At 64.2% G+C, this 24863-nt stretch carries 22 protein-coding genes and 1 pseudogene; 8 read left to right on the top strand and 15 right to left on the bottom strand.

Going from position 1 to position 24863, the window contains the following annotated elements; genetic code table 11:
* Window positions 1-49: 49 nt before the first annotated feature.
* Window positions 50-562: a hypothetical protein gene (locus tag ACVIYL_RS16710; protein WP_283068511.1), complete on the bottom strand. Its 513-nt coding sequence runs from the start codon at window positions 560-562 to the stop codon at window positions 50-52.
* Window positions 563-995: 433 nt separating this feature from the next.
* Here ACVIYL_RS16710 and ACVIYL_RS16705 point away from each other — a divergent pair, with 433 nt between their 5' ends.
* Window positions 996-2459 (top strand): catalase, encoded by a 1464-nt coding sequence (locus tag ACVIYL_RS16705; RefSeq protein WP_456779195.1) that lies wholly within the window; start codon window positions 996-998, stop codon window positions 2457-2459.
* Window positions 2460-2695: 236 nt separating this feature from the next.
* Here the strand turns inward: ACVIYL_RS16705 and ACVIYL_RS16700 are convergent, their stop codons facing one another.
* The 3 genes from ACVIYL_RS16700 to ACVIYL_RS16690 form a co-directional block, all read right to left on the bottom strand.
* Window positions 2696-5035 carry a Tex family protein gene (locus ACVIYL_RS16700; RefSeq protein WP_141340393.1) on the bottom strand — a complete coding sequence of 780 codons (2340 nt, stop codon included), beginning with the start codon at window positions 5033-5035 and terminating at the stop codon, window positions 2696-2698.
* A 121-nt stretch (window positions 5036-5156) separates the two neighbouring features.
* Window positions 5157-6011, bottom strand: a complete 855-nt coding sequence (locus tag ACVIYL_RS16695; protein ID WP_456779194.1) for an amidohydrolase family protein — start codon at window positions 6009-6011, stop codon at window positions 5157-5159.
* Entirely contained in the window at window positions 6008-7054 is a 1047-nt protein-coding gene (locus tag ACVIYL_RS16690) for an aldo/keto reductase (RefSeq protein ID WP_456779193.1), read from the bottom strand. The genes ACVIYL_RS16695 and ACVIYL_RS16690 overlap by 4 nt, the downstream gene beginning before the upstream one ends.
* A gap of 351 nt (window positions 7055-7405) precedes the next feature.
* Here ACVIYL_RS16690 and ACVIYL_RS16685 point away from each other — a divergent pair, with 351 nt between their 5' ends.
* Entirely contained in the window at window positions 7406-8536 is a 1131-nt protein-coding gene (locus ACVIYL_RS16685) for a hypothetical protein (protein WP_456779192.1), read from the top strand.
* A gap of 27 nt (window positions 8537-8563) precedes the next feature.
* Here the strand turns inward: ACVIYL_RS16685 and ACVIYL_RS16680 are convergent, their stop codons facing one another.
* Entirely contained in the window at window positions 8564-8878 is a 315-nt protein-coding gene (locus ACVIYL_RS16680; protein ID WP_456779191.1) for a monooxygenase, read from the bottom strand.
* An 80-nt stretch (window positions 8879-8958) separates the two neighbouring features.
* On the opposite strand from ACVIYL_RS16680, the gene ACVIYL_RS16675 reads away from it, so the two are divergent.
* Complete coding sequence (locus ACVIYL_RS16675) at window positions 8959-9537, top strand: TetR/AcrR family transcriptional regulator (protein WP_253607014.1); 579 nt, start codon at window positions 8959-8961, stop codon at window positions 9535-9537.
* Window positions 9524-9991: a GFA family protein gene (locus ACVIYL_RS16670; protein WP_456779190.1), complete on the top strand. Its 468-nt coding sequence runs from the start codon at window positions 9524-9526 to the stop codon at window positions 9989-9991. Before ACVIYL_RS16675 ends, ACVIYL_RS16670 begins: the two co-directional genes overlap by 14 nt.
* Before the next feature lie 154 nt (window positions 9992-10145).
* Here ACVIYL_RS16670 and ACVIYL_RS16665 read toward each other — a convergent pair whose 3' ends face one another.
* Both ACVIYL_RS16665 and ACVIYL_RS16660 read right to left on the bottom strand, forming a co-directional pair.
* Window positions 10146-11264, bottom strand: a complete 1119-nt coding sequence (locus tag ACVIYL_RS16665; protein ID WP_456779189.1) for a branched-chain amino acid ABC transporter substrate-binding protein — start codon at window positions 11262-11264, stop codon at window positions 10146-10148.
* 86 nt (window positions 11265-11350) lie between these two features.
* The gene (locus ACVIYL_RS16660; RefSeq protein WP_456779188.1) at window positions 11351-12127 is read right to left on the bottom strand and encodes a cupin domain-containing protein; all 777 of its coding nucleotides are present in this window, start codon (window positions 12125-12127) and stop codon (window positions 11351-11353) included.
* A 236-nt stretch (window positions 12128-12363) separates the two neighbouring features.
* On the opposite strand from ACVIYL_RS16660, the gene ACVIYL_RS16655 reads away from it, so the two are divergent.
* Together ACVIYL_RS16655 and paaZ are read left to right on the top strand one after the other, a co-directional pair.
* Window positions 12364-12555, top strand: a complete 192-nt coding sequence (locus ACVIYL_RS16655) for a hypothetical protein (protein ID WP_253607011.1) — start codon at window positions 12364-12366, stop codon at window positions 12553-12555.
* Window positions 12556-12671: 116 nt separating this feature from the next.
* Window positions 12672-14699: a phenylacetic acid degradation bifunctional protein PaaZ gene (paaZ, locus tag ACVIYL_RS16650; protein ID WP_456781841.1), complete on the top strand. Its 2028-nt coding sequence runs from the start codon at window positions 12672-12674 to the stop codon at window positions 14697-14699.
* Between the two features lie 8 nt (window positions 14700-14707).
* Here the strand turns inward: paaZ and ACVIYL_RS16645 are convergent, their stop codons facing one another.
* The 4 genes from ACVIYL_RS16645 to ACVIYL_RS16630 form a co-directional block, all read right to left on the bottom strand.
* On the bottom strand, window positions 14708-15367 hold the full coding sequence (locus ACVIYL_RS16645; RefSeq protein WP_456779187.1) for a TetR family transcriptional regulator: 660 nt from the start codon (window positions 15365-15367) through the stop codon (window positions 14708-14710).
* Between the two features lie 745 nt (window positions 15368-16112).
* On the bottom strand, window positions 16113-16910 hold the full coding sequence (locus tag ACVIYL_RS16640; protein ID WP_456779186.1) for a MetQ/NlpA family ABC transporter substrate-binding protein: 798 nt from the start codon (window positions 16908-16910) through the stop codon (window positions 16113-16115).
* Window positions 16911-16943: 33 nt separating this feature from the next.
* Window positions 16944-18269: an O-acetylhomoserine aminocarboxypropyltransferase/cysteine synthase family protein gene (locus tag ACVIYL_RS16635; RefSeq protein ID WP_456779185.1), complete on the bottom strand. Its 1326-nt coding sequence runs from the start codon at window positions 18267-18269 to the stop codon at window positions 16944-16946.
* Window positions 18270-18398: 129 nt separating this feature from the next.
* Window positions 18399-18656: a hypothetical protein gene (locus tag ACVIYL_RS16630; protein ID WP_438078334.1), complete on the bottom strand. Its 258-nt coding sequence runs from the start codon at window positions 18654-18656 to the stop codon at window positions 18399-18401.
* Window positions 18657-18686: 30 nt separating this feature from the next.
* Between ACVIYL_RS16630 and ACVIYL_RS16625 the strand changes: the two are divergent.
* Window positions 18687-20087 (top strand): annotated as a pseudogene (locus tag ACVIYL_RS16625) (LLM class flavin-dependent oxidoreductase).
* Between the two features lie 41 nt (window positions 20088-20128).
* Here the strand turns inward: ACVIYL_RS16625 and ACVIYL_RS16620 are convergent.
* Together ACVIYL_RS16620 and ACVIYL_RS16615 are read right to left on the bottom strand one after the other, a co-directional pair.
* Window positions 20129-20905: a MetQ/NlpA family ABC transporter substrate-binding protein gene (locus tag ACVIYL_RS16620; RefSeq protein ID WP_456779184.1), complete on the bottom strand. Its 777-nt coding sequence runs from the start codon at window positions 20903-20905 to the stop codon at window positions 20129-20131.
* Between the two features lie 28 nt (window positions 20906-20933).
* Window positions 20934-21728, bottom strand: coding sequence for a MetQ/NlpA family ABC transporter substrate-binding protein (locus tag ACVIYL_RS16615; protein WP_456779183.1), 795 nt, complete (start codon window positions 21726-21728; stop codon window positions 20934-20936).
* Window positions 21729-22099: 371 nt separating this feature from the next.
* Here ACVIYL_RS16615 and ACVIYL_RS16610 point away from each other — a divergent pair, with 371 nt between their 5' ends.
* Window positions 22100-23050, top strand: coding sequence for an aliphatic sulfonate ABC transporter substrate-binding protein (locus ACVIYL_RS16610; protein WP_456781840.1), 951 nt, complete (start codon window positions 22100-22102; stop codon window positions 23048-23050).
* 9 nt (window positions 23051-23059) lie between these two features.
* Here the strand turns inward: ACVIYL_RS16610 and ACVIYL_RS16605 are convergent, their stop codons facing one another.
* Together ACVIYL_RS16605 and ACVIYL_RS16600 are read right to left on the bottom strand one after the other, a co-directional pair.
* Window positions 23060-23725, bottom strand: coding sequence for a methionine ABC transporter permease (locus ACVIYL_RS16605; RefSeq protein WP_456779182.1), 666 nt, complete (start codon window positions 23723-23725; stop codon window positions 23060-23062).
* Entirely contained in the window at window positions 23715-24839 is a 1125-nt protein-coding gene (locus ACVIYL_RS16600) for a methionine ABC transporter ATP-binding protein (protein ID WP_456779181.1), read from the bottom strand. The genes ACVIYL_RS16605 and ACVIYL_RS16600 overlap by 11 nt, the downstream gene beginning before the upstream one ends.
* Between the last annotated feature and the right edge of the window lie 24 nt (window positions 24840-24863).

Below are 24863 nucleotides of genomic sequence, written 5' to 3'. Positions count from 1 at the left end.
GATGGAACGTCTGGCGACGACCGCGACAACGGTGCGGTTGGTTGGGCTATCACCAATAGTCCCCGCACACATTGACCCATTGCAGACCGTAAGCCGTCCATACCCTGCGGTAGCAGCCGTAGTCATAGCCGGCGTAGAGATAGGGCGCGCCGAAGAATGCGAAGCGATGGAAGCGGTGGTGGCGGAAGAAGCCGCCATGATGGAAGAAGCGCGAACCGCGGAATCCGGCGCCGGCAAACCGCGGGCCGATTGCCGGTGCACCGACGAAGCGGGGACCACCAACGTGCCCGCCCGCGAAATGCCCGCCGCCGCCCATGGCGGCGAACGCCGCGCCACCGCCACGCATTCCGCCGCCGAAACCACCGCCATGCATGCCGCCGCCAAAGCCGCCACCGTGCATGCCACCACCCATGGCACCCATGGCACCACCGTGGCCGCCACCGAAGCCACCTCCGCCATGTCCGCCACCACCACCGCCGCCTCTGGCGAGGGCAGCGGGTGCAAGCGCAACGCTGACAGCGAGCGTCGCTGCCGTGAGACACGTGAGAAGCCTGTTCTTCATGAAACCCTCCCTGATTGGTACCGCGGCGAACTCGTATCGCCGCACGCGAGCATGATCAGAAGACGCAAGCCGATGCCCGACTTCAACTGACAAATGCGCCAGATTCTGACACCGGATTTAGAATTCGCGTGCCGGCATACCGAGCGGCAGTTGCCCGGACCGGCGGCCACGATTGCGTTGGCCGGGATCGACGGACATTTGGCTGGAATCGGCGGATAGCGCTCGTTGAATCGATCGGCCGCGGTTCTTAATCCTGCAGCTGTCGGAGAACAACGACGGCGTCGAGGGATCGCAGACCCGCTTCACAATTTGTCGATCACCGGGCTCTCCCTTCCTCGCCGGCCGTCATCCATCCGCGATGCAATCGCCTTTCGCCTGGCCTCCCTGCGGGCGCCGGGACGGCGAAGTGCTGACCTTCAGCAAGGAGCTTTCGATGAGCGACGAGACCAAAAGACCGTATCTGACCCACGCCTCCGGCGCCCCCGTCGCCGATAATGTGAACATCCTGACGGCGGGGCCGCGCGGACCCGCATTGCTGCAGGATGTCTGGCTGATCGAGAAGCTGGCGCATTTTCACCGCGAGGTGATCCCGGAGCGGCGGATGCATGCCAAGGGCGCCGGCGCGCACGGCACCTTCACCGTCACCCACGACATCACGCGCTACACCAAGGCCAGCATCTTCTCGGAGATCGGCAAGCAGACGCCGATGTTCGCGCGGTTCTCGACGGTCGCCGGCGAGCGCGGCGCGGCGGACGCCGAGCGCGACATTCGCGGCTTCGCGCTGAAATTCTACACCGATGAAGGCAATTGGGACGTGGTCGGCAACAACACGCCGGTGTTCTTCTTCCGCGACCCCTTGCGCTTCATCGACCTCAACCACGCCATCAAGCGGCATCCGCGCACGGGGGTGCGCGACCCCGACATGAACTGGGATTTCTGGACGCTGCTGCCGGAAGCGCTGCACCAGGTCACCATCGTCATGAGCGAGCGCGGCATCCCGAAAAGCTTCCGTCACCAGCACGGCTTCGGCAGCCACACCTACAGCATGATCAATGCCGACAATGAGCGCGTCTGGGTGAAATTCCATTTCCGCACCCGGCAGGGCGTCCAGAACCTGACCGACGCCGAGGCCGAGGCGCTGGTCGGCAAGGACCGCGAGAGCCACCAGCGCGACCTGTTCCAGAGCATCGAGCGTGGCGACTTCCCGCGCTGGACGCTGTTCATCCAGGTGATGACGGATGCACAGGCCAAGGCATTCCCGTTCAATCCGTTCGATCTGACCAAGGTGTGGCCCAAGGCGGATTATCCGCTGATCGAGGTCGGGCATTTCGAGCTCAACCGCAATCCGGAGAACTTCTTCGCCGAGGTCGAGCAGGCGGCGTTCACGCCGGCGAATGTCGTGCCAGGCATCGGCTATTCGCCGGACAAGATGCTGCAGGCCCGCCTGTTCTCCTATGGCGACGCGCAGCGCTACCGGCTCGGCGTCAACCACCACCAGATCCCGGTCAACGCGCCGAAATGCCCGTTCCACAGCTATCATCGCGATGGCGCGACGCGCACCGACGGCAATCTGGGCGCCACGCTGACCTACTGGCCGAACAGCCATGGTGAGTGGACCGACCAGCCGCAGCTGAACGAGCCGCCATTCGAATTGTCAGGCGCGGCTGCGCATTGGGATCATCGCGTGGATGACGACCACTGGCAGCAGCCGGGCGACCTGTTCCGCAAGATGAATGCCGCGCAAAAGCAGGCCCTGTTCGACAACACCGCCCGTCAGGTCGGCAATGCATCGAAGCACATCCAGGAACGGCACGTCGCGAATTGCAGCAAGGCCGACCCGGCCTACGGCAAGGGCGTCGCGGATGCGCTGGCGAGGTTTGCTGCCGGAGAGCTGTAGCCGGGATGGCCTTCCGCCCCGTCATCCCCGCGCAATGGCGTAGCCATTGTCGCTGGAGGTGCGAGCTCTTGCGAGCCTCGAAGGATGTACGGCCCCAGTATGGCCGATTCATCCTTCGAGGCTCGCTCCGCTCGCACCTCAGGATGACGGGGACAGCTTAGACAAGTCGGCCAGACGTGTCATGCAGTCGATTGAAAACAGGGCGGCGAACTCGGCTCGCCGCCCTCCTCCGCGGCTCAGGTCGGCTTGCCGCGTCCGTTCTTCTCGGCCGCGCGGCGCAGTGCGTCGGCGAGCGCGCCGCCGCCGGACTGCTCCTGCGGCCGGCGCGGAGCCGACGACGTCATCTTGCCGGAGCCGCGGGAGAAATCGCGCGACGGCGCCGCATTGTCCTTCTTCGGCCCGATCTCGTCGTCAAGCCGCAGCGTCAGCGCGATGCGCTTGCGCGCGACCTCGACGTCCAGCACCTTGACCTTGACGATGTCGCCGGGCTTCACGACCTCGCGCGGGTCCTTGATGAAATTCCGTGACATCGCCGAGATGTGCACCAGCCCATCCTGGTGCACGCCGATATCGACGAACGCGCCGAACGCGGCGACGTTGGTCACGGTGCCCTCGAGGATCATGCCCTTCTTTAGGTCCTTGACCTCCTCGACGCCTTCCTTGAACACCGCCGCCTTGAACGCCGGACGCGGATCGCGGCCGGGCTTTTCCAGTTCGCGCAGAATGTCGGTGACGGTCGGCAATCCGAACGTATCGTCGACGAAGGATTGCGGCTTGAGACCCCGCACCACGTCGGCATTGCCGATCAGCGCCTTGATGTCACTCTTGGTCGCCTCGAGGATGCGGCGCACTACCGGATAGGCTTCCGGATGCACGCCGGATGAATCGAGCGGATCCTCGCCATTGCTGATACGCAGGAAGCCGGCGCACTGCTCGAACGCCTTCGGGCCGAGCCGCGGCACCTCCTTCAGCGCCTTGCGCGACTTGAACGGGCCGTTGGCATCGCGGTGCTGCACGATACTTTGCGCCAGTCCCTGGCCGATGCCCGACACCCGCGCGAGCAGCGGCACCGAGGCGGTATTGGCATCGACGCCGACCGCGTTCACGCAGTCTTCCACCACGGCATCGAGCGAGCGGGCGAGCTTGGCCTCGCCGAGGTCGTGCTGGTACTGGCCGACGCCGATCGCCTTCGGATCGATCTTGACCAGCTCGGCCAAGGGATCCTGCAGGCGCCGCGCGATCGAGACCGCGCCGCGAATGGTGACGTCGAGGTCGGGCAATTCGTTCGAGGCGAAGGCCGAGGCCGAGTAGACCGACGCGCCGGCTTCGGAGACCACGATCTTGGTCATCTTGCGCTCGGGCAGCCGCTTCACGAGCTCGGCGGCGAGCTTGTCGGTCTCGCGCGAGGCGGTGCCGTTGCCGATCGCAATCAGCTCGACGCCATGCTCGATCGCGAGCTTGCCGAGAATGGCGAGCGCCTCATCCCAGCGCCGCTGCGGCTCGTGCGGGAAGATCGCCGTATGCGCCACCACCTTGCCGGTCGCATCGATCACCGCGACCTTGACGCCGGTGCGATAGCCGGGATCGAGCCCCATGGTGGCGCGCGCGCCGGCCGGCGCCGCGAGCAAGAGGTCGCGCAGATTCGAGGCGAACACGCGCACCGCCTCGGTCTCGGCCGCGGTCCACAGCCGCAGCCGCAAATCGATGTTGAGGTGGATCTGGATTTTGGTGCGCCAGGCCCAGCGCACCGTCTCGGTCAGCCATTTGTCGCCCTTGCGGCCCTGGTTCGAGATCGCAAAGCGGTTCATGATCTTGAGCTCGTAGAGGCCGGGCTGGCCTACGACCGGCTCCTGCGCCTCCGGCTTGATGGCGAGGTCGAGGATCTCTTCCTTCTCGCCGCGGAACAGTGCCAGGATGCGGTGCGACGGCAGCTTCGGCAGCGGCTCGGAGAAATCGAAATAGTCCTTGAACTTCTCGCCTTCGGTCTTCTTGCCGGTGCGGACGGTCGAGGCCATGATGCCGTTCGACCACATCTCCTCGCGCAGCGCGCCGATCAGGTCGGCATCCTCGGCGAAGCGCTCGACCAGGATCGCGCGCGCGCCGTCGAGCGCCGCGGCGACGTCGGCCACCTGCTTCTCGGCATTGACGAAGGGCGTCGCGGCCTCGTTCGGATCGCTCTCGGGCTGCGTCAGAAGCTGATCGGCGAGCGGCTCGAGGCCGGCCTCCTTGGCGATCTCGGCCTTGGTGCGACGCTTCGGCTTGTAGGGCAGATAGATGTCCTCGAGCCGGCCCTTGCTATCGGCGGCCATGATCTGGGCCTCGAGCGCGGCGTCGAGCTTGCCCTGCTCGCGGATCGAATTGAGCACCGCGGTGCGGCGCTCCTCGAGCTCGCGCAAATACGTCAGCCGTTCTTCCAGCGTGCGCAGCTGGGCGTCATCAAGCGCGCCGGTGAGCTCCTTGCGGTATCGCGCGATGAACGGCACCGTGGCGCCGCCGTCGAGCAGCGTCACCGCCGCCTCGACCTGTTCGTCGCGAACCCCCAGCTCCTGCGCAATCTGATGATGAATCTTTGCCACGCCCGTCTCTCTGAAATTCCGTTGCGCCGCCGGATCACCGATGGCGCGGAGGCCGCTTATGAACCATCCCGGATTGATTCATCAAGGCGCGCTGTGGATCAAATTGGGCGCGGGCCGCAATCTATTTCCGGGATGTTGGCCGTCCGCGGCTTGACAAATAGATGCGCGCCGCATTGCCGCCGAAAATCGCGGCCCTCGCGTCACTTGACAAATCAGCCAGCAAGGTCTCCGCCGCCGCGAACCAGTGCGCATAGCCGCCGGCGAGATTGACGACGGGCCAGTCGCTGCCCCACAGCATCCGCTGCTGCCCGAAACATGCCAGTGCATGATCCACGGCCTCGCTGAGGTCGGCAACCTGCCAGTTCGGTGCCGCCTCGGTCGCAAGGCCCGAGAGTTTGCAGACGACGTTGGATCGTGTGGCGAGGCTTGCGATGTCGTCCTTCCAGGCTGCGATGTCGCCGGTCGCAAGGTGCGGCTTGCCGAAATGGTCGAGCACGAATTGCAGGTCCGGATGGCGATCGACCACCTGAATGAGCCGCGGCAAATGGCGCGGCAGCACCAGCGCGTCGAAGACGAGGTCATGCCGCGCCATGGCCTCGAGCGGCGCCGCCAGTTCGGGGCGCAGCAGCCAGTCGTCATCGGCGATGTCCTGCACCATCGGCCGCAGACCGACCAGGAGCTCGCGCCCGGCAAACGCGTCGATCCGCGCCGCGGCGTCGGCGGCGTCGAAGTCGATCCAGCCGACCACGCCGCGCACCTGCTCGGCGCCTTTTGCGATATCAAGCAAAAATGCGGTCTCCGCTTCAGTCGGCGCGGCCTGCACCAGGATGGTGCCTTCGATCCCGGCCGCGGCGAGATGCGGCGCGAGATCGGCCAGGCCGAAGTCGCGGTAGATCGGCCCGCGCTCGGGCGTCAGCCAGCCGTAATCCGCGCGCGCCAGGGTCCAGACATGGTGATGGGCGTCGATCCGCATCATGCCGGCACCGGCGCATGCTGGTCGAGCAGCCCCTCATTCTTCAGGTCGCGCCACAGCGCGGCAGGCGCGGGCGACGACAACGCGGCGACGTTGCGCTCGACCTCCTGCGGCTTCTGCGCGCCGAGCACGAGGCTTGCCACCGCCGGATGGCCGAGCGCGAAATGCAGCGCCGCGGTCGGCAGCGCCACGTTGTGGGCGCGGCAGACCCGATCGATCGCCGCCACCTTCTGCATCACGTCCGGCGGCGCGTCCTTGTAATTGTACTTGGCGCCGGCAACCGCGCCGGTAGCCAGGATGCCGGAGTTGAAGACGCCACCGAGCATCATGCCGATGTCCTTTGCTTGCGCCAGCGGCAGGAATTCGGCGAGTGCGGGTTGCTCGAGCAGCGAGTAGCGGCCGGCAAGCAGCATGGTGTCGAACGTTCCGGCCTTGGCGAAGCGCACGCACATCTCGGCCTCGTTGACGCCGATCCCGATGCCCTTGACCACGCGCTCGGAACGCAACTTGTCGAGCGCGACATAGGCGCCCTCCATCGCCTCGCGAAACCGCGCCTCGATCGCGTCAGCTCCGTGGGTCCAGACGTCGACGTCGTGGATCAGCAGCAGGTCGATGCGATCGGTGCCGAGCCGCAGCAGCGACTGCTCCACCGAGCGCATGGTGCCGTCATAGGAATAGTCGAACACCGCGCGATGCGGCGCGCCGCCGGCGAAATTGGAGCCGTCGCCGCGGCCGTGGAACGGGTCCATCCAGCGCCCGACCTTGGTGCAGACGACGACGTCGTCGCGCGCCACGCGGCGCAGCGCGGTGCCGCTGCGGTGTTCGGCGAGGCCATGGCCGTAGAGCGGCGAGGAATCCAGCAGGTTGACGCCCAGCGCAAACGCCCGCTCCGCTGCTGCGATCGCAGCAGTGTCGTCGAGCCGTGCGAACAGGTCGCCGAGCGGTGCTGTGCCGAAGCCGAGAATGGAGACATCGAGCCCGGTGCGGCCGAGCCTGCGGCGTGGCAGTGCCGGGGAGCCTGGATCGGAGGATTGTTGTTGGGTCATTATGGCCTCCCGCCTGCGTTTCTTGTTAGCCCCTCATCAGACTAGCGTCGTTGACCGAGATCGTGAAGAGACCTTGGCGGCCGACGCCGCGGTGTGGTCTCTCATCGCGCACGCACCACATCGCTAAAATGCAATGCACAGCTTCACGTTGCCTATCGGCGGGAAATAGGCTATGGGAGCGCTCCGCAACTTCAACGCAGGAGGCGACGATGTTCAGGTCTGTGCGCTTCCCGGGTTCGCCGCGCGATATTTGACGCGCGTCCCGGGATCGGATCCCGGGTAAAATCGCAACACCCACACGCAATCGAATCTGCCGCGGGCCTTGGGCTCCGCGCTTGCGGAACTTTTGTCATGACCTCGATGCTTCAGGTGACCTCTCGTCGCGAGGCCACACGCTCCGTGCTGCTCGAACATCAGCTGCGGAGGTATCATCCACACGTTCAGGGAAAGGTCCGCGCGCTGGCCATGCGGCACACGCGTCTTGCGGACCTTGCCGCGAGCTTTCCTGCGCTGCTGTTCGCGCTGGCGGTCCCGCGAGCCGGGATCGCTTCGGCGCGCGCACGCGCATGCGTCATCGACGGCCGCTCGCTCGCGGACGCCGCGGCCGCGGCGGGCATTCCGCTGTGGCTGCGCAGATTGCCGCCGGAAGCATTCACCGCTCCGATCACGGGACTGCCCGATGACGAGCTGTTTCGCCGGCAGATCGCGAACCACCTGCCGCCGTCACCGAAGCTCGCGCCGATCTGGCTGAAATCCGTCGCGGCGGTTGCCGAGCTCGCACATGGGCCGGCGGCGGTCTGGATCGCGCGCGAGCTGGTCCGGGCGCCGCCACGCACCGATCCTGCGCGATTGCCGCTCGTCGGCCTGTGGGCTTGGTTCTCCACGCAGCCGGCGACGCTGGGACATACACTGATCGACCGGAGGTGGACGCCGAGCATGCAGATCGGCTCGGCGCTCGCGGCCGCCGATGCGTGGCGCACGATGATCGCGCTGCATGTCAGCCTCGGCTCGGAGAAGATCGCGGATATGTGGCTGCGGCCGGGCCGCGTTGACGGTTACGACTTCATCCCGCTGAACTCGACCACGGATATTTCGGAGGAGGCGGAAGCGATGCAGAATTGCCTGCGCACCTACGGTCCCAACCTCGCCCACAATCGCTCGCGGCTGTGGAGCGTCAGGCGGAGCGGGCAACGTGTCGCCACCCTGAGAGTTGCGGCGCGTTTTGAGGGTCCGTTGCCAGGTATCGCCGAGCTCACCGGTATCCGGAACGCCGAGATGCCGCGCGAGGTCTGGTGGGCAGCGCGCCAATGGCTGCATAGCCACGGCCTGTTGCGGATGGAGGTCGAGCAACGCAGATGGGGCACCGCGCCTCTCGACCGCCCGACCTGGCGCGCGATCTGGCGTCCGTACTGGCTCGCCAGGCGGCAGATTCCGGAATGGCTGCCGCTCGCTCCGTCGCGCAAGGCGCTCAATGCGCTGTGATGCGCATCCGCCACCGCCGCTTCGTTGCTAATCGTCGGCAACAATCTGCTGGGCAAGGTTGTCGACCACCACAGGACTCTCGAAATAGGTGACGATCGGATCGGCGCCATATTTCTCCCGTGCGCGGGCGCGCCACGCATCGGTGTACAGCGCTTCCGCCTCCACTCTCGAGTTCCAGAAATAGATACCGCCGGCCGTCATCCCGTCCGCGGACAGCAAATAGGTCTTTCGGAACAGCCCCTGAATGCCGCGATAGATCGGCGCGGTACTCAGGAAGATGCTGCGGGCTTCCTCGCGCGTGATCGGCTTCGGCAGCTTGAACGTCGTGATTGCGGTAATCATCCGGATCTCCTCGGCTTCATTCTTGACATCATTGTCAATATTGACGATTGTGTCAAGAATGACCCGATGGAGTGGATCGAATGGTGGGCGTGCGTCAGTTCGACGAGGACGAGATGATCGCAACCGCGCTCGATGTGTTCTGGCGCAAGGGCCTGCACGATGCGACCATGCAGGACCTCGCGGCCGCGACCGGCGTCCAGCGCGGCAGCCTCTACAACGCCTATGGCGACAAGGAAGCGATCTTCCTGCGCGCCTTCGACCAGTATGCCGCGCAATTCCTGGACGCGGCCGGCGGCGCGCTGGCGCAGGGCGATACCGCAGCGAGACTGAGGGACTTCTTTGACATGATCATCGTCAACATGACCGACGGCACGCCGCAGCGGGGCTGCCTGACGACGCGCACCGCGCTGGACGCGTCCGTTTCGAGCGCGGATGTGCGTCAGCGCGTGCAGGACGTGCTCACCCGGCTCGAGCAGCTGGTCGGCAAGGCCATCAGCGCGGCGCCGAACAGGCGCAGCACGGCCGACGCGAACCGGCTGGCGCGCGTCATCGTGACGTTCACGCGCGGGCTCGCCGTGATGGAGCGCGCCGGATACAGCCGCAAGCAGTTGAGGGAATCCGCCACCACATTCATCGATGCCGTGATTGGCGACGCCTGAGGCGGCGTCCCTGTCCCGGCGACGGCGTCATCGTAACGGAGAAACCAGCATGCAGGAACGAAACGGCGGCTGCCTGTGCGGCGCGGTGCGTTACACGCTCAAGAGCGAACCGCGGAGCATCGCGATATGTCATTGCACACATTGCCAGCGGCAAAGCGGCAGCCTGTTCTCGTTCAACCTCGTGATCCGCGAAGCCGACTACCAGCAGTCGGGCGAGACGGTGGTGTTCGTCGATAAGGGCGACAGCGGCCATCCGGTCCATCGTCATTTCTGCGGGCGCTGCGGGTCCCCTCTGCTGGCGAAGACCGCTTTGATGCCCGGCAAGGTCGTGGTGAAAGCCGGCACGCTCGACAGCATGGAGGGATTGCAGCCGCAAGCCGAGATCTATACCGATCGCGCCGTCGAATGGCTCACGCCGATCCCCGGCGCTGCGCGCTTTGCCCGGAACGTGTGACCGGATGCGCCGGTCACGGCCGCGGCGGGAAACGATTCAGCCTGGCCAGGGTTGCCTCCGTTCCGATTGCATCGGAACGGAGGCTCTCGATTTTGCTTTGACGCGTTTTCTTCACGCGAACCGGTACCCGGTTCGCGCTAAAACGCTCTGGTGATCATTGACCGACCGGCAGTTCGGCGTAGTTGCCGTCCTTGTCGCGGCGGTACACGACGTAGTCGATCAGGGTGATGTCACCCTTCGGCGTGTAGCTGATCGTGCCGAGCACGGTATCCCAGCTTCCGGCCTTGATGGCCGCCGCGACCTTCTTGGCGTCCGTGGTCTGGGCACGGGCCGCGGCCTGGCTCCAGATTTGGAACGCGGCATAGCTGTAGAGCGTGTAGCCGTCGGGATCGACGCCCTTGTCCTTGAACTTCTTCAAGGTCGCGGCCGCGGTCACCTTCTTGCGCGGGTCGGGCGAGAAGGTGAACAGCGAGCCTTCGGCAAGCGGACCTGCGATCGCGGCGAACTGCTTGTCGACCAGGGCGTCGCCGCCCATCAGCACCGCATTGACGCCCTGCTCGCGCATCTGGCGCAGGATCAACGCAGCCTCGGCATAATAGCCACCGACATAGACGAAATCGATCGACTCCTTCTTGAAGCGAGACACCAGGGCGGCAAAATCCTTGTCGCCCTTGGTATAGGCCTCATAAAGCTTTTCCTTCACGCCCGCGGCGTTGATGGCGTTCTTCGTTTCGTCGGCAAGGCCTTTGCCGTAGGTCGTCTTGTCGTGGATGATCGCGACGTTCTTGGTCTTGTAGTTCTTGATAATATAGGCGGCCGCAACCGTGCCCTGCTGGTCATCCCTGCCGCAGACACGGAACGTGTTCCACAACCCGCGCTCGGTGAATTGCGGATTGGTCGAGCCCGGCGTGATCTGCAGCACATTGCCCTCTGCATAGGCGTCCGACGCAGGGATCGAGGTCGATGAGCAGAAATGCCCAACGACGAACGGAATCCTCGCGCCTGCCATCTTCTCGGCAACCGACACCGCCTGCTTCGGATCGCAGGCATCGTCGCCGACCTCCAGCTTCAGCTTCTTGCCAAGCACGCCACCCGCCGCATTGATGTCGGCAATCGCGAGATCAGCACCGTTCTTGAACTGCTGGCCAAAGCTCGCCTCGGAGCCGGTCATCGGCCCGACCACGGCAACACTGATATCCTGTGCCATGGCGGCGCCGGACAAGGCCAGGCTCGCGCCGAGCGCAAGAAAATATCCTCGAAGTGCAAACTTCATCACATTCTCCTCGATGGTCTCAAGCCGCCTCAATGCATCGCAGTCGACGAATCCGCCGATTGCAACGATCACCGGGGGGCTGCCTTTTAAGCGCGAGACGATTGGCAGGCTCGGACTGAGGCGACAGGGGATTGGACATATGCGACATCGGGCAACAATGTGAAACACGTTGTCGTGCATTGACGTCTGAAATCGCCCGCAGCGGACGTGATTGGGCGGCGATGTTGTGTGCGCGACAGCACACAGGCCGGCGGAGAGCGCTGTTTGCGACGTCGCCCGAGATCGACCAGATGCCGGACGACGGCGCCGCGCAGCTCGGGCGTCGCGAGCTGGTAGCTGTCGTCAAGCTCCCTGATGTAGAGCGCCGGCAGACGCATCGCCTCGGTGTTCGCGGGCAACGGCCGGTTCAGCATGTCCTCGGGATCGCGGACCAGCAGTGCCAGCGCCTTGCGCGGCAGCCTGAGACCGACGAAACGGCTCGGCGAGACCGGGACCACTATGTTGCCGACCTCCGCGCTCGACTCCAGCACGGCCTGCCCCGGGCCCAGCTCGATGTCGCGGCCGCGCTGCGACGCGCGGGCGTTGCCGCTCGTGATGATCGTCAGCACAAGGTCGTCATTGCCGTCGAGCAGCTCGCGCGACCGTGCGATCTTGAGGTTGCTGCACGCCCAGGATCCGATCCCGAGCCCAGGCAGCTCGCGCACATTGGCTTCGGCATGGAACGCGCCGACGCTCAGTGGCTCCGGATCGAGCTTCACGATCATCCGCCCGATCTGCTCGCGAAAGATCGGCAAGCGGTCGCGCTCGCCGAAATCCGCGGTCGAGAACCGAAACCCGGCGATATCCGGCGACTGCATCGTCATCGGCCAATCCTCATGGCGGCGGGAGGTCGCCGGTGATATGGGGCCGATTTGTGGCAGCATGACACCGCTCGAGTGCACGGGACCGTGCTTACGCGTCGGCACTTTTGCTGCAGACAGACGATGCTCGCCGGATCATCCTGACGCTATTGCCGGATCTGAAATCGCAACCGAGACCGAAATCGTGCTCGCTCGATATTGCCCGGTGTCGTCATCCCAAGCCGTTACGCGGATTATAATTGACTGACCGGACGGTCAATAGTAATCCAAGCGCACGTCACGCAACCTTCGGCCACCAGAAGCCGCAACGGGAGGTCATCATGGTCAGCGATTTGGTGTTGACCGATATCCGCGCCGAATATCGCGTCGTGACGCTCAACGCCTTTCTCGAAAAGCGCGCGACGCGCTTTGTCGGACGAGCCAAAGCTTGAACGTTCGGATTGAACATTCCGCCGTCAAGGCGAGACGCATCATTGATCACAAGTCAGAAGGTCCAATTGCGATGACACAGCCTCAATCCAGTGGTGCACGGACGGCGGGCAACGTCATGAAGCTCGACAGCTTCGTGCGCGGAAAATGGTCCGGCCCGGGCGAACCGGCAGCCGAGATTCACAGTGCCGTCACCGGCGATGTGGTGGCGGTCACCACCAGGAGCGATCTCGACATGCGCGAGATCCTCGCCTATGGCCGCGCGATCGGCGGCAAACATCTCAGAAAGCTGACGTTCCATCAGCGCGCGGGCCTACTGAAGGCGCTGGCCGACTATCTGACCCAGCACAAGGACCGGCTCTACAAACTATCGTTCCATGCGGGCGCAACCCGCACCGACGCTGTCATCGACGTCGACGGCGGCATCGGCACGTTGTTCGCCTATGCCGGCAAGGGACGCCGCGAACTTCCGAACAGCAAAGTCCTGCTCGACGGCAATGTCGAAGGGCTCTCCAAGGGTGGCGCATTCGCCGGTCAGCATATCGTGACGCCGCTGCACGGCGTCGCCGTGCACATCAACGCATTCAACTTTCCGTGCTGGGGCATGCTGGAGAAGCTGGCGCCCGCGCTGCTGGCCGGCGTGCCCGTCGTGACCAAGCCCGCGACGGTCACCTCCTATGTCGCCCACGAACTGGTCCGGATCATCACCGAATCCGGCGTGCTGCCCGAAGGCGTGCTGCAATTCATCGTCGGATCGACCGGCGACTTGTTCGACCATCTGACCTGCCAGGACGTGGTGTCCTTCACAGGCTCGGCCGACACGTCGCAAAAACTGCAGCGACATCCGGTCATCGCGCGCGAAGCGGTCAGGTTCATCGCCGAACGGGATTCGCTGAACGCCGCAATCCTCGCTCCGGACGCAGTGCCGGGAAGTCCGGAGTTCGACCTCTTCGTCAAGGAAGTGGCGAAGGAGATGACGGTCAAGGCCGGCCAGAAATGCACCGCGATCCGTCGCGCGCTGGTGCCGTCGGCGCAGCTCGATGCCGTGATCACGGCGCTGCGCGACCGTCTGGCCAAGGTCACGATCGGCAATCCCGAAAACGACAAGGTCAGGATGGGGCCGCTGGTCGGGCTCGGCCAGCGCAGCGATGTGCTTGCCCATGTCGCGAAGCTTCGCGCCGAAGCCGAACTGGTGGCCGGCGATCCCGGCAACTTCGGGCTGCTCGATGCCGACGCGAAGCGCGGCGCCTTCGTTCCGCCGCTGCTGCTGCATTGCGCCAAGCCGCTCGCCGCATCCGCAGTCCACGAGATCGAGGCGTTCGGGCCTGTCAGCACCGTGATGGGTTACGACGATCTGGAGCAGGCGATCGCGCTGACCAATCGCGGCGGCGGCAGCCTCGTCGCATCCATCTACACGCACGACATCCCGGCTGCGACCGAACTGGCATTTGGCATCGGCAGTTTTCACGGCCGCGTCGCGATCATCGACCGCGACTGCGCGAGCGAGCACACCGGACACGGTTCGCCGATGCCGCAGATGGTTCACGGCGGCCCCGGCCGGGCCGGCGGCGGCGAGGAACTGGGCGGCGTCCGCAGCCTCCAGCACTACATGCAGCGCACCGCATTGCAGGGATCGCCGGCGATGCTGAGCGGCGTCACCGGCCGCTGGTTCAAGGGCAGCCCGATGCTCGAAGGCGACCTGCATCCGTTCCGCTATCACTATGAGGATCTCGAGATCGGCCGCACGCTGGTCTCGAAGTCGCGGCAGGTCACGCTCGACGACATCGAGCACTTCGCGCATTTCACGGGCGACACCTTCTACGCCCATATGGACGAGGAAGCGACCAAGGGGCATCCTTTCTTCCCGGGCCGCGTCGCGCATGGCTATCTGCTGCTGTCGTTTGCGGCCGGCCTGTTCGTCGATCCCGACTACGGGCCGGTGCTGGCGAATTACGGCCTCGACTCGCTGCGCTTCGTCAAACCCGTCCAGCCCGGCGAACAGATCCAGGTGCGGCTGACGGCGAAGGAGAGGATGCCGCGCAACAAGCAATATGGCGAGGTACGCTGGGACGTCGAGATCACGACCGGCACCGGCGAAACCGCGGCGACCTACGAGCTGCTGACCATGAACGCGATGCGGGGTTAAGAGGCGCGTCAGAGCAACTCGGCCTGTCGGCCGCGGCCGGCCGATTTCGCCCTGCCGCGCGGCCGGATGGCGCCGGCCGCGGCATCGTCGGCGCCGGCCAGCACGAGCTGCGCGACGAAACCGGCATATTCGGCGCGGGTCATCGGCCCGCCCTCGCGAAACCACATGTAATGCCAGTTCAGCATGCCGAAGACGCTCATCGTCAGCGGCTTGAGCAGGCGCTTGTGCTTCGCCGCCGGCACGGCGGCGGCGAGTGCGTCCGACATGATCCCGACCAGGATCCGCTCGCTTGCGAGCAGCGGCTGCTGCTTGTCCTTCGGCAACAGCTTGAGACTTGAGATCTGGACCTGATGTTCGGCGTCGGCATGCCGGTAGAGCTCGAGCAGGGTCGCAACGATCGTCCTGAAGCGTGCGACTGGATCGCCGGCCTGTGCGCTCGCCTTGCGGACCGCCGCCACCAGCTTCGCGAGGTGCGACGACAGGATATCGAACAGGATCGCTTCCTTGTCGGGATAATAGTGATAGAGCAGAGCCTTCGAAACACCGCAGGCATCGGCGATGGTGTTCATCGACGTGCCGACATATCCCGATGCGGCAAACAGCTCGGCCGAACGATGCAGCATCGAGAGGCGCTTGTCGTCATAGTCCTTGGCGCGCGATCGGGCCATGTCTTGTCCGTTTCACCAGGCGGCCGTTCGGCCATCGTCCAAAGATGTTAGTCAATAGTCGCAAGGTTCCGGGACCACAGCCCCGCCTCCGAACCGCTATTTATTGACCATCCGGTCGGACAATTCCATAAGCCCGGCGATCGGGCAACATTGCCCGGAATGAATTTTCCTGGCGCCGCATCGCGAGAGCATCTCTCTGCTGCAAAACGCCTCGCCATGCGCGTCTGATTGCAAAGTTCGCGGCGCCGCCGAGTTTCGCGCGCGTCCCGAACAGGGGCGTGTTATCGTTCATCGAACGGCTCGGAATGCGAAGGAGGCTCTGGGTGCGGACATCCTCTTGGCTCCACGTCCTTCATCGCGCGGCACGCCGCTGAAGAGATGGCAGCGGCGGCTGGCGCGTGCCGCCAACCCCGACGGCAAGGACATGCACGAACTCTTTCTGTTTGGTCCTCACGGCTGACCGCTCGTTGCCGCGACGCATGCCCAATCGAGACCGCGGCAGATGTGATCCATCGCCTCGCTGACGTCAGTCTGCCCACGCCGCACATGTCGTGCGACAGGATCACGCACAGAGTGATAGCATGACAGCGCCCGCTCTGCCGGTGCGCGCCGACGAGGAACGGCGGCTCGCATCCTTCGCGCGCGTCTAGAGCCCCGTTCCGATGGAATCGGAACGGGGCTCTAGATTCTAGTTTTTGACGCGCTTTCCCGCCGCGAACCGGCGTCCACTTCGCTCGAGAAAGCTCTAGCTGCCGAAGCCGGCCGGAATGAACGCCGGCAGCTTCTCCTCGATGAAGTGCTTGACCTCGGGTGAATTGAAGACCTGGATGAAGGCCTTCAGGCGCGGATCGTCCTTCTTGTCCGACCGCGCGGTAAAGCGCAGCACGAGACCGTCATCGACCGTGCGGTCGATCACCAGCGCCGATTTTGGATCACCGCCGGCCGGTATCAGATAGGTGATGTTGACGAGCGCAAGCGTGACGTCATCGAGCGACCGGTAGGTCTGCACCGGATCGAGCTCGACGATCTTCAGGTTCTTGGGATTTTCGATGATATCAAACCGATTGACCGAAAAACCCTTGCCCGGCGCCAGCTTGATCAGTCCGGCGCGTTCGAGCAGGATCAAGCCACGCGCGCCGTTGAGCGGCTCGTTCGGGATCGCAACGCTGTCGCCGGACTTGATCTCCTCGAGCGACTTGATCTTCTTCGAGAACAGCCCGACGGGCGCGATCACGCCGACCTTGTCGACCTGGACCAGGTCGAAGCCGCGCTGCTTGTTCTGGATCGCGAGATAGGTGGCGTGCTGGAACAGGTTGGCGTCGACGTCGCCGCTGTTCACCACCTCGTTCAACGCGACCCAGTCCGACAGCTCGACGATCTTGACGTCCTGCCCCTTGTCCTTGGCGAGCTTGGCGGCAAAGCCAGCCAGCTGACCGACCGGGCCGGCGCTGGTCGCGATCTTGAGAGGTTCGTCCGCAACGGCGGCAACAGTCATGGCAAGCAGCACGCCAGCCGCCTGCGCCAGGCGCAACAATGTCTTCATGGTCTCGGTTTCGACTCCGTCTTCAGGGATCGATCAGGCCGCCTTGCGGCCGCTGCTTCCCGCCTCAGCATCAGTCAATGCCTGGGTGAGGTCGGCGAGGATGTCGTCGGGATGCTCGATGCCGACCGAAAGCCTGATGTAGCCGGGCGTCACGCCTGCCGCGAGCTGCTCTGCGCCGCTCAGTTGCTGATGGGTGGTCGATGCCGGATGGATCGCCAGCGAGCGCGCATCGCCGATATTGGCGACGTGATAGAACAGTTTCAGCGCATCGATGAAACGACGGCCGGTCTCGACGCCCCCCTTCAGCTCGAAGCCGACCAGCCCGCCATAGCCGCCCTTCAGATAGAGATCGGCGCGGCGCCGGTCCTCCCCGCTCTGCAGTCCGGGGAAGATCACGTGCGAAACGGCGGGATGTCGTGCCAGGAAATTCGCGACCTTGATCGCGTTCTCGTTGTGCTGACGCAGCCGCAGGGGCAAGGTCTCGAGTCCCTGGATGAACTGAAATGCGTTCTGGGGAGCGACCGCGGCACCGAGATCGCGCAGCAGCTTCACGCGTGCGCGCAGGATGTAGGCGATCGGACCGAGCGGCTTGGCTGCCTCGGTCCAGATCGCGCCGTGATAGGCATCGTCCGGCTGCGTCAGCAGCGGGAAGCGCTCGGCGTGCGCCGCCCAGTCGAAATTGCCGCCATCGATGATCGCTCCGCCAATCGACGTGCCGTGGCCGCCGATATACTTTGTCGCGGAATAGACGACGATCGCTGCGCCGTGCTCGAACGGGCGCGCAATGAGCGGGACGGCGGTGTTGTCGAGAATCAGCGGCACGCCGAGCAAACGGCCGATATCCGCGACTTCCCTGATCGGGAAGACCTTGAGCTTGGGGTTCGGCAGCGTCTCGGCGAAATAGGCCCGGGTCTTCGCATCGGTCGCCCGGCGGAAGTTTTCCGGATCGGCCGGATCGACGAAGCGAACCTCGATGCCGAACTGCTTCAGCGTCTGCGACAGCAGCGTCCAGGTGCCGCCGTACAGATCGGTCGATGAGACGATATTGTCGCCGGCTTGCGCGATGTTGAAGATCGCGTAAGCCGTCGCCGACTGGCCCGACGCCACGGCCAGCGCGCCAACGCCGCCTTCCAGCGCGGCTAGGCGCTCCTCGAACGCGTCAGCCGTCGGATTCTTGATCCTGGTGTAGATCTGTCCGATCGCCTCCAGGGCGAACAGCTGCGATGCGTGATCGGTATTCTCGAATTGAAAGGACGTCGTTTGGTAGATCGGAACGGCGACGGCGCCGGTCGCCGGGTCGGACCGGTACGATCCGCCATGCAAGGCGAGCGTCTCGACATTCTTGGTTTCGATCGGCATCTCGAAATTCTCCTGAAATCCGTGGACCCAGCATCAAAAGGCAAAGAATGATGCGCAGCAGCGTCCGCGACTGTCGAGACATCGGAGAAAATAGCGATGAGCGTGCTGGCCGCGCGTCTGATGGCGTCGCTAATTTTTCAGCCGCGGCGCCTGTCGCGTAACATTTGTTTCACTGCTCCGCCGGTTTGAACGGCTCAGTGGAGCTGATGAGTCATCTGCCGATCGCGCCTGCAAATCAGTACGCAATGTCGTGCATACCGTCATTTCGAACAGCACGACGACGTCGAACAAACGAATCTCTGCTGCGCCGGATCGAAGACAAAGCACGATTTTGATCCTGTCTTTCCATATAGAAAATAAAGCCGCGCAGCTGACGTGATAAATCACCTCTCAGTCCTCAATTAGCGGAATTGCGCAATGACCAGACCAAAGGAACTTCGCTTCAACGCGTTCAACATGATGGCGCCGAGCCACAACTAGGCCGGTCTCTGGTCGCATCCGCGCGACACTTCACTTAACTACAACTCGCTCGACTATTGGGTCGACTACGCCAGAACCGCCGAACGCGGCCTGCTCGACGGCATCTTCCTCGCCGACGTCTTTGGTATCTATGACGTCTACGGCAGCAGTCCTGACACTGCGCTGCGTCACGCCGTTCAATTGCCGAACGCCGAGCCGACCCTGCTCGTCTCCGCCATGGCTTACGCAACGAAGCATCTCGGCTTCGGCATCACATCCAACCTCACCTACGAGCATCCCTACCAGTTCGCCCGCCGCTTCTCGACGCTCGATCATCTCACTCGCGGGCGGATCGGCTGGAACACCGTCACCGGCTATCTCGACAGCGGCGCCCGCGGAATGGGCCTTGAGGCCAACCGCGCGCATGATGAACGCTACGAAGCGGCCGAGGAGTTTCTCATTGCGAGCTATAAGCTATGGGAAGGCAGCTGGGAGGACGGCGCGGTTCGCCGTGACCGGACAGCGCGCGTGTTCACGGATCCGGCAAGGATCCACAATGTGCGGCACCAGGGACTTCATTACCAGGTCGAAGGCATCCACCTCGCCGAACCCTCGCCACAACGCACACCGTTGCTGTATCAGGCGGGAACCTCGAAGCGCGGCCGCGCCTTCGCGGCGAGGCACGCGGAGGCGATCTTCCTCAACGGCCAGACCAGGCCCATTCTGGCCCGTGCCGTACGCGAGATCAGGGAAGCGGCCAAGGCGTTCGGACGAGATCTCTATGATATCCGCCTGTTCGCCGGCGCGACCGTGATCGTTGCCCCGACGCGCGCGGAGGCCAACGATCTGCTCGAGGAGTACGCAGGGTATGTCGATCAAGCCGGCCAGCTGGCTCTGCTCTCGGGCTGGACCGGCATCGACTTCTCGAACTATCGTCCCGATCAGGCGGTACAATATGTCGAGAGCAACGCGATCCAGTCGATGGTCGAGAATTTCACGTTGCGGAGCGAGCGGCCGGTCAAGGTCGGTGATCTCGCGACGCTGAGCCGGATCGGCGCACGCTCGCCATTCGTGGTCGGCTCACCCCAGGACGTGGCCGATGAGCTGATCGCCTGGGCCGACGAAACCGACGTCGACGGCTTCAACCTGTTCCGCCTCGTCGCGCCGGAATCACTGACGTCATTCGTCGACCTCGTCGTGCCGGAATTGCAGTCACGCGGAGTCTACAAGACAGCCTATCGCGAAGGCACGCTCCGCGAGAAGCTGTTCCCCGGACGCGGACCCTATCTTGACGCCACGCATCCCGGCGCCGGCTTCCGCCGCGCCTCGACGGCAGCGCGCACCGAAGCCGTCGAATAGATCGGCCTGGAAACCTCCTGGCGATGGGCGGTCAACGCCCGTCACCAGGTTGCGATGTAGGTGCCCTTGAAGCGTTTCTCGAGGAATGCCTTGACCTCCTCGGAATGGTAGGCATCGATCAGCTGCTTGACCCAGGGCTTGTCCTTGTCCGCCTCGCGCACGGCAACGATGTTGACCCACGGGCCATCGGCCGCCTCGCGGGCAATTGCATCGGTGGCGGGATTGAGCCCGGCCTGAACCGCATAATTGTTGTTGATCGAGACCAGATCGACATCTTGCAGGGAACGCGGCAACTGCGCGGCATCAAGCTCGACGAAGCGCAGATGCCTCGGATTGTCAGTGATGTCGGCAATGGTCGACGCGACGTTGTTGGGGTCCTTGAGCTTGATCACGCCGTGCAGCGCAAGGATCATCAGGCCGCGCGCGCCATTGGAAGGATCGTTGGCGATCGCCACCCGCCCGCCATCCGGAAGATCGGCCAGCTTCTTGTATTTCAACGAGTAGACACCCTGCGGCGACGCAATCGTGTTGGCGACCTTGACGATCTTCCAGCCGGTCTTCGATATCTGGTTCTTCAAATAAGGTTCGTGCTGGAACGAATTGGCCTCGAGATCCCCAAGCGCGAGCGCCTGGTTCGGGATCACATAGTCGGTGAATTCGACCACCTTGATATCGATCCCGCGGCCGGCCGCCACCTTCTTGACGACTTCAAGGATCTCCGCGTGGGGTCCGGCGGTGACGCCGACCCGGATGGTCCCGGCCCTGGCGGTGCCGATCAAAAATGCTACGGCGGCAACCGCCGTCATCAAGATGCGCATGGCTCTTCCTCAACAGTCAGGTCGGCGACTACCAGCTCGGCAACACCGCGCCCTTGAACTTGGTGAGCACAAATTCCTTGATCTCAGACGTGTGGTAACTATCGACCAGGATCTTGACCCACGGCTTGTCCTTGTCGGCGGAGCGAACCACAATCAGATTGACGTATGGCCCTTTCGGATCCTCGCGCAGGATCGGATCCTTGACCGGATCGAGACCGGCCTGTGTCGCATAGTTGGTGTTGATGACCGCCGCATCGACATCGTCGAGCGCCCGGGGCGCCTGGGCTGCGTCGACCTCGACGAATTTCAGGTTTTTGGGATTGTCGGCGATGTCGATAACGGTCGGCTTGAAACCGACGTCGCTCTTCAGCTTGATTGCGCCCTTGTCGCGCAGCAGAAGCAGCGCCCGGCCGCCATTGGTCGGATCATTGGGAATTGAGACCTTGGCTCCGTCAGGAACGTCGGCCCAGTTCTTGTGCTTGCGCGAATAGACGCCGATCGGAAAATTGACCGTCAGTCCCACCTGCTCGATCTTGTAGCCGCGATCGGCTTTCTGGTTGTCCAGATAAGGCTGGTTCTGAAACGAGTTGGCCTGGATGTCGCCGGCGTCGAGCGCCGCGTTCGGAACGACATAGTCGGAGAACTCGATAAGCTGAAGCTCGAGCCCGCTCTTCGCCGCGATCGGTTTCACGGCCTCGAGGATTTGCGCATGCGGCCCGGGCGTCACGCCGATCTTGATCGTTTCTGCCGCGGCGGCGGTCGACCAGATCGCAACAGCGCCTGCAAGAGCGAAAATGGATCGAAGCAACATCTTTGTCTCCATGGAACTGAACTCGCTATCAAGTTCATCGCTCGCGCCGGGGACGAAATCAATGAAATGAGAATCCAAATTTTTCCCGATGACGAGTCGCCGCTGCTGTGGCCGCGATGAAAAGAGAATGGAGCCGGCCGGGCATCTTGGCGCAGCGAGCGACTTATCTGCTGATGCCAGCTGCAACGCGCAGAAAAAAATGCTTTTCTCGCGGACTTCGCTTGCAGAGAAAATTGCACTCGTTCGGACGACTTCTCCGCGATTGCCTCCGGCGCACCGATTGCACACAAATGGCAACAGATCGAACCGGCTAAGGACGACGTGCCATGCCCATCTTTGCCCGCCTCATCCCGCAAGCGCAGGCCGCATCATCGGCGACTGCGATGTCGCGCCGTCTTGCTGTCGCCGCCATCGGGCTGCTTGCGATGACCTCGCTGGTTCGGCCTGCGGCCGCCGAGGAAATCCGGATCGGCTACCAGAAATCGTCGACGCTGACCGCTATCCTGAAGACCAACGGCGCGCTGGAGAAGGCGTTGGCGCCGCTCGGCATCACCGTGTCGTGGCACGAGTTCACAAGCGGCCTGCCGCTGCTCGAGGCCATCAATGTCGGCAGCATCGATTTCGGAGCCGACGTCGCCGACACCGTGCCGATCTTCGCCCAGGCCGCCGGCGCCAAGCTCGCTTACGTCGCCGAGGAAGCCGCTTCTCCATCGGCGCAGGCGATTCTGGTGCCGAAGGATTCCGCGATCAAAGCGCCGGCCGATCTCAAGGGCAAGAAGGTCGCGGTCACCAAGGGCGCGGGCAGCCACTTCCTGCTGCTGGCGGTACTTGCCAAGGCCGGACTGTGCTTCAAGGACATCACGCCGGCCTATCTGACGCCGGCCGATGGCCGCGCGGCATTCGTCAGCGGCAATGTCGATGCCTGGGTCGCCTGGGATCCGTTCCTCAGCAGCGCGCAACGCCAGTCCGGCGCGCGCATCCTGACCGACGGCATCGGCGGGCTCGCCAACTACAAGCGTTACTATCTTGCCTCGGCCGCATTCGCCGAAAAGCGGGCCGATGCACTGAATGTCATCTTTGCCAGGCTGGTCGAAACCGGCACCTGGGTCAAAGCCAATCCGAACGACGCCGCGGCGCTGCTCGCCGGCCTGTGGGGCATCGACGCCGCCACGGTGGAGGAGGCCAACAGCCACCGCTCCTACAAGGTCGGCGTAGTCACCGCGGCCGGCCTTTCCGAGCAGCAGCGGATCGCCGATACCTTCACGGCCGAAGGTCTGCTGCCACGCAAGGTCGATACCGGCGACGTCAGGATCTGGGCGCCGAAGGGATCGTGACGGCGCTGCCTAGCGATGGCGCAGGCGGCGGTTGACGCGGCGCGCCAGGTAGTCGCCGGCGGTCTGCACGGTCTGAACCAGCGCGATCAAAACGACGACGACCGCCAGCATCATTTCGGGCATGAAGCGCTGATAGCCATAGCGAATGCCGAGGTCGCCGAGGCCGCCGCCTCCGACGGCCCCGACCATTGCAGAGTAGCCGAGCAGGCTGACCACCGCGAGCGTCAGGGCCAGCACCAGGCCCGGCAAAGCCTCCGGGATCAGGACCTTGAACACGATCTGCAGCGGGCTTGCACCGAACGAGGACGCCGTCTCGATCAGACCGGCATCGACCTCGCGGATCGCCGCCTCGACCAGACGGGCGATGAACGGCGCTGCTGCGATGGTGAGAGGCACAATCGCCGCGCCCGATCCGATCGAGGTGCCGGCAATCAGCCGCGTGAACGGAATGATCGCAACCACCAGGATGATGAACGGCGTCGAGCGGGCGGCATTGACGATGACGCCGAGCACGCCATTGGCTGACGGCGCGGCGAACAGCTCCCCTTTCCGGCTGGTCGCCAGGAAGACGCCAAGCGGAAGGCCCAGCGCGGTCGCAACCAGCGCGGCCACCGAGACCATGAAAAGGCTCTCGCCCGTGGCCTGAACGATCAAGTTGATGAGTTCACGCGACATAGCCGAGACGCTCCACCAGAATGTCATGCTGAGAAAGATAGGCCAGGGCCTGCCTGGCCGCGGCTTCACCGCCGGGAATGCCAAGGATTAGCGAACCCACGTGCTGGCCGCCGATCTCATCGATGCGGGCCGATAGCAGCGCCACGTCATGGGACAGTTCGCGCGAAAGCCGCGCCACCACGGTGTCGCCGGCTTCAGTACCGCGCACCTGCACGCGAAGGACCGTCTGCCCGCCGGCAACCGGCTGTGGCGAAAGGCGGCTCGCCAGCGAGACCGGAACACAGTCCCCGATCACCTCGGAAAGGAACGCCTGCGTGACCGGATGGCGGGGATGCGTGAAGATCTCCGCGACATGACCTCGCTCGACGACCTGGCCGCCGTCGATCACCGCAACCTCCTTGGCGAGCTGGCGGACAACCGACATCTCGTGGGTGATTAGCACGATCGTGACCCCGAGCTCGCGATTGATGTTGGCCAGCAGGTCCAGAATCGCACGCGTGGTCTGCGGATCGAGCGCCGACGTCGCCTCGTCGGACAGCAGCACATTCGGCCGAGTCGCCAGCGCGCGGGCGATGCCGATGCGCTGCTTCTGGCCGCCGGACAATTCCGAGGGATAACGATCGTACTTGTCGGCAATGCCGACGAGCTCGAGCAGCTCGGCCACACGGACGGCGATGTCGGCCGTGGACCAGCCGGCGATCTCGAGCGGCAAGGCGATATTGTCCGCCGCCGTCCGCGACGACAGCAGGTTGAAGTGCTGGAAGATCATGCCGATCGAGCGCTGCGCCAGGCGCAGCTCGCGACCGGCAAGCGCCGAGATCTCGCTGTTATCGACGACGACGCGGCCGCTCGACGGCTTCTCAAGCCCGTTGATGAGGCGGACGAGGCTCGATTTGCCGGCGCCGGAGCGGCCGATCACGCCGGTGATCGAGCCGCGCGGGATCGCGAAGTCGATCGCCTGCAAGGCATGCACGCTCGGCTTGCCGCGATAGGCCGGATAGACCTTCGAGACGGCCTCGAAGCGGATCATGGCTTCGCTCGCGTTGGAAGCGAGCGGAATCGACGGCAGCGGCGCAACATGCTGCGCCGTCGTCAGGGATTGATGTACATTCATTCAGTCGGTCCAATTGGGAAATGG

The sequence above is a fragment of the Bradyrhizobium sp. USDA 3315 genome, from assembly GCF_054056795.1.
Note: the sequence above shows the minus strand (reverse complement) of the source record. Positions and strands in the feature narration are given on the sequence as shown.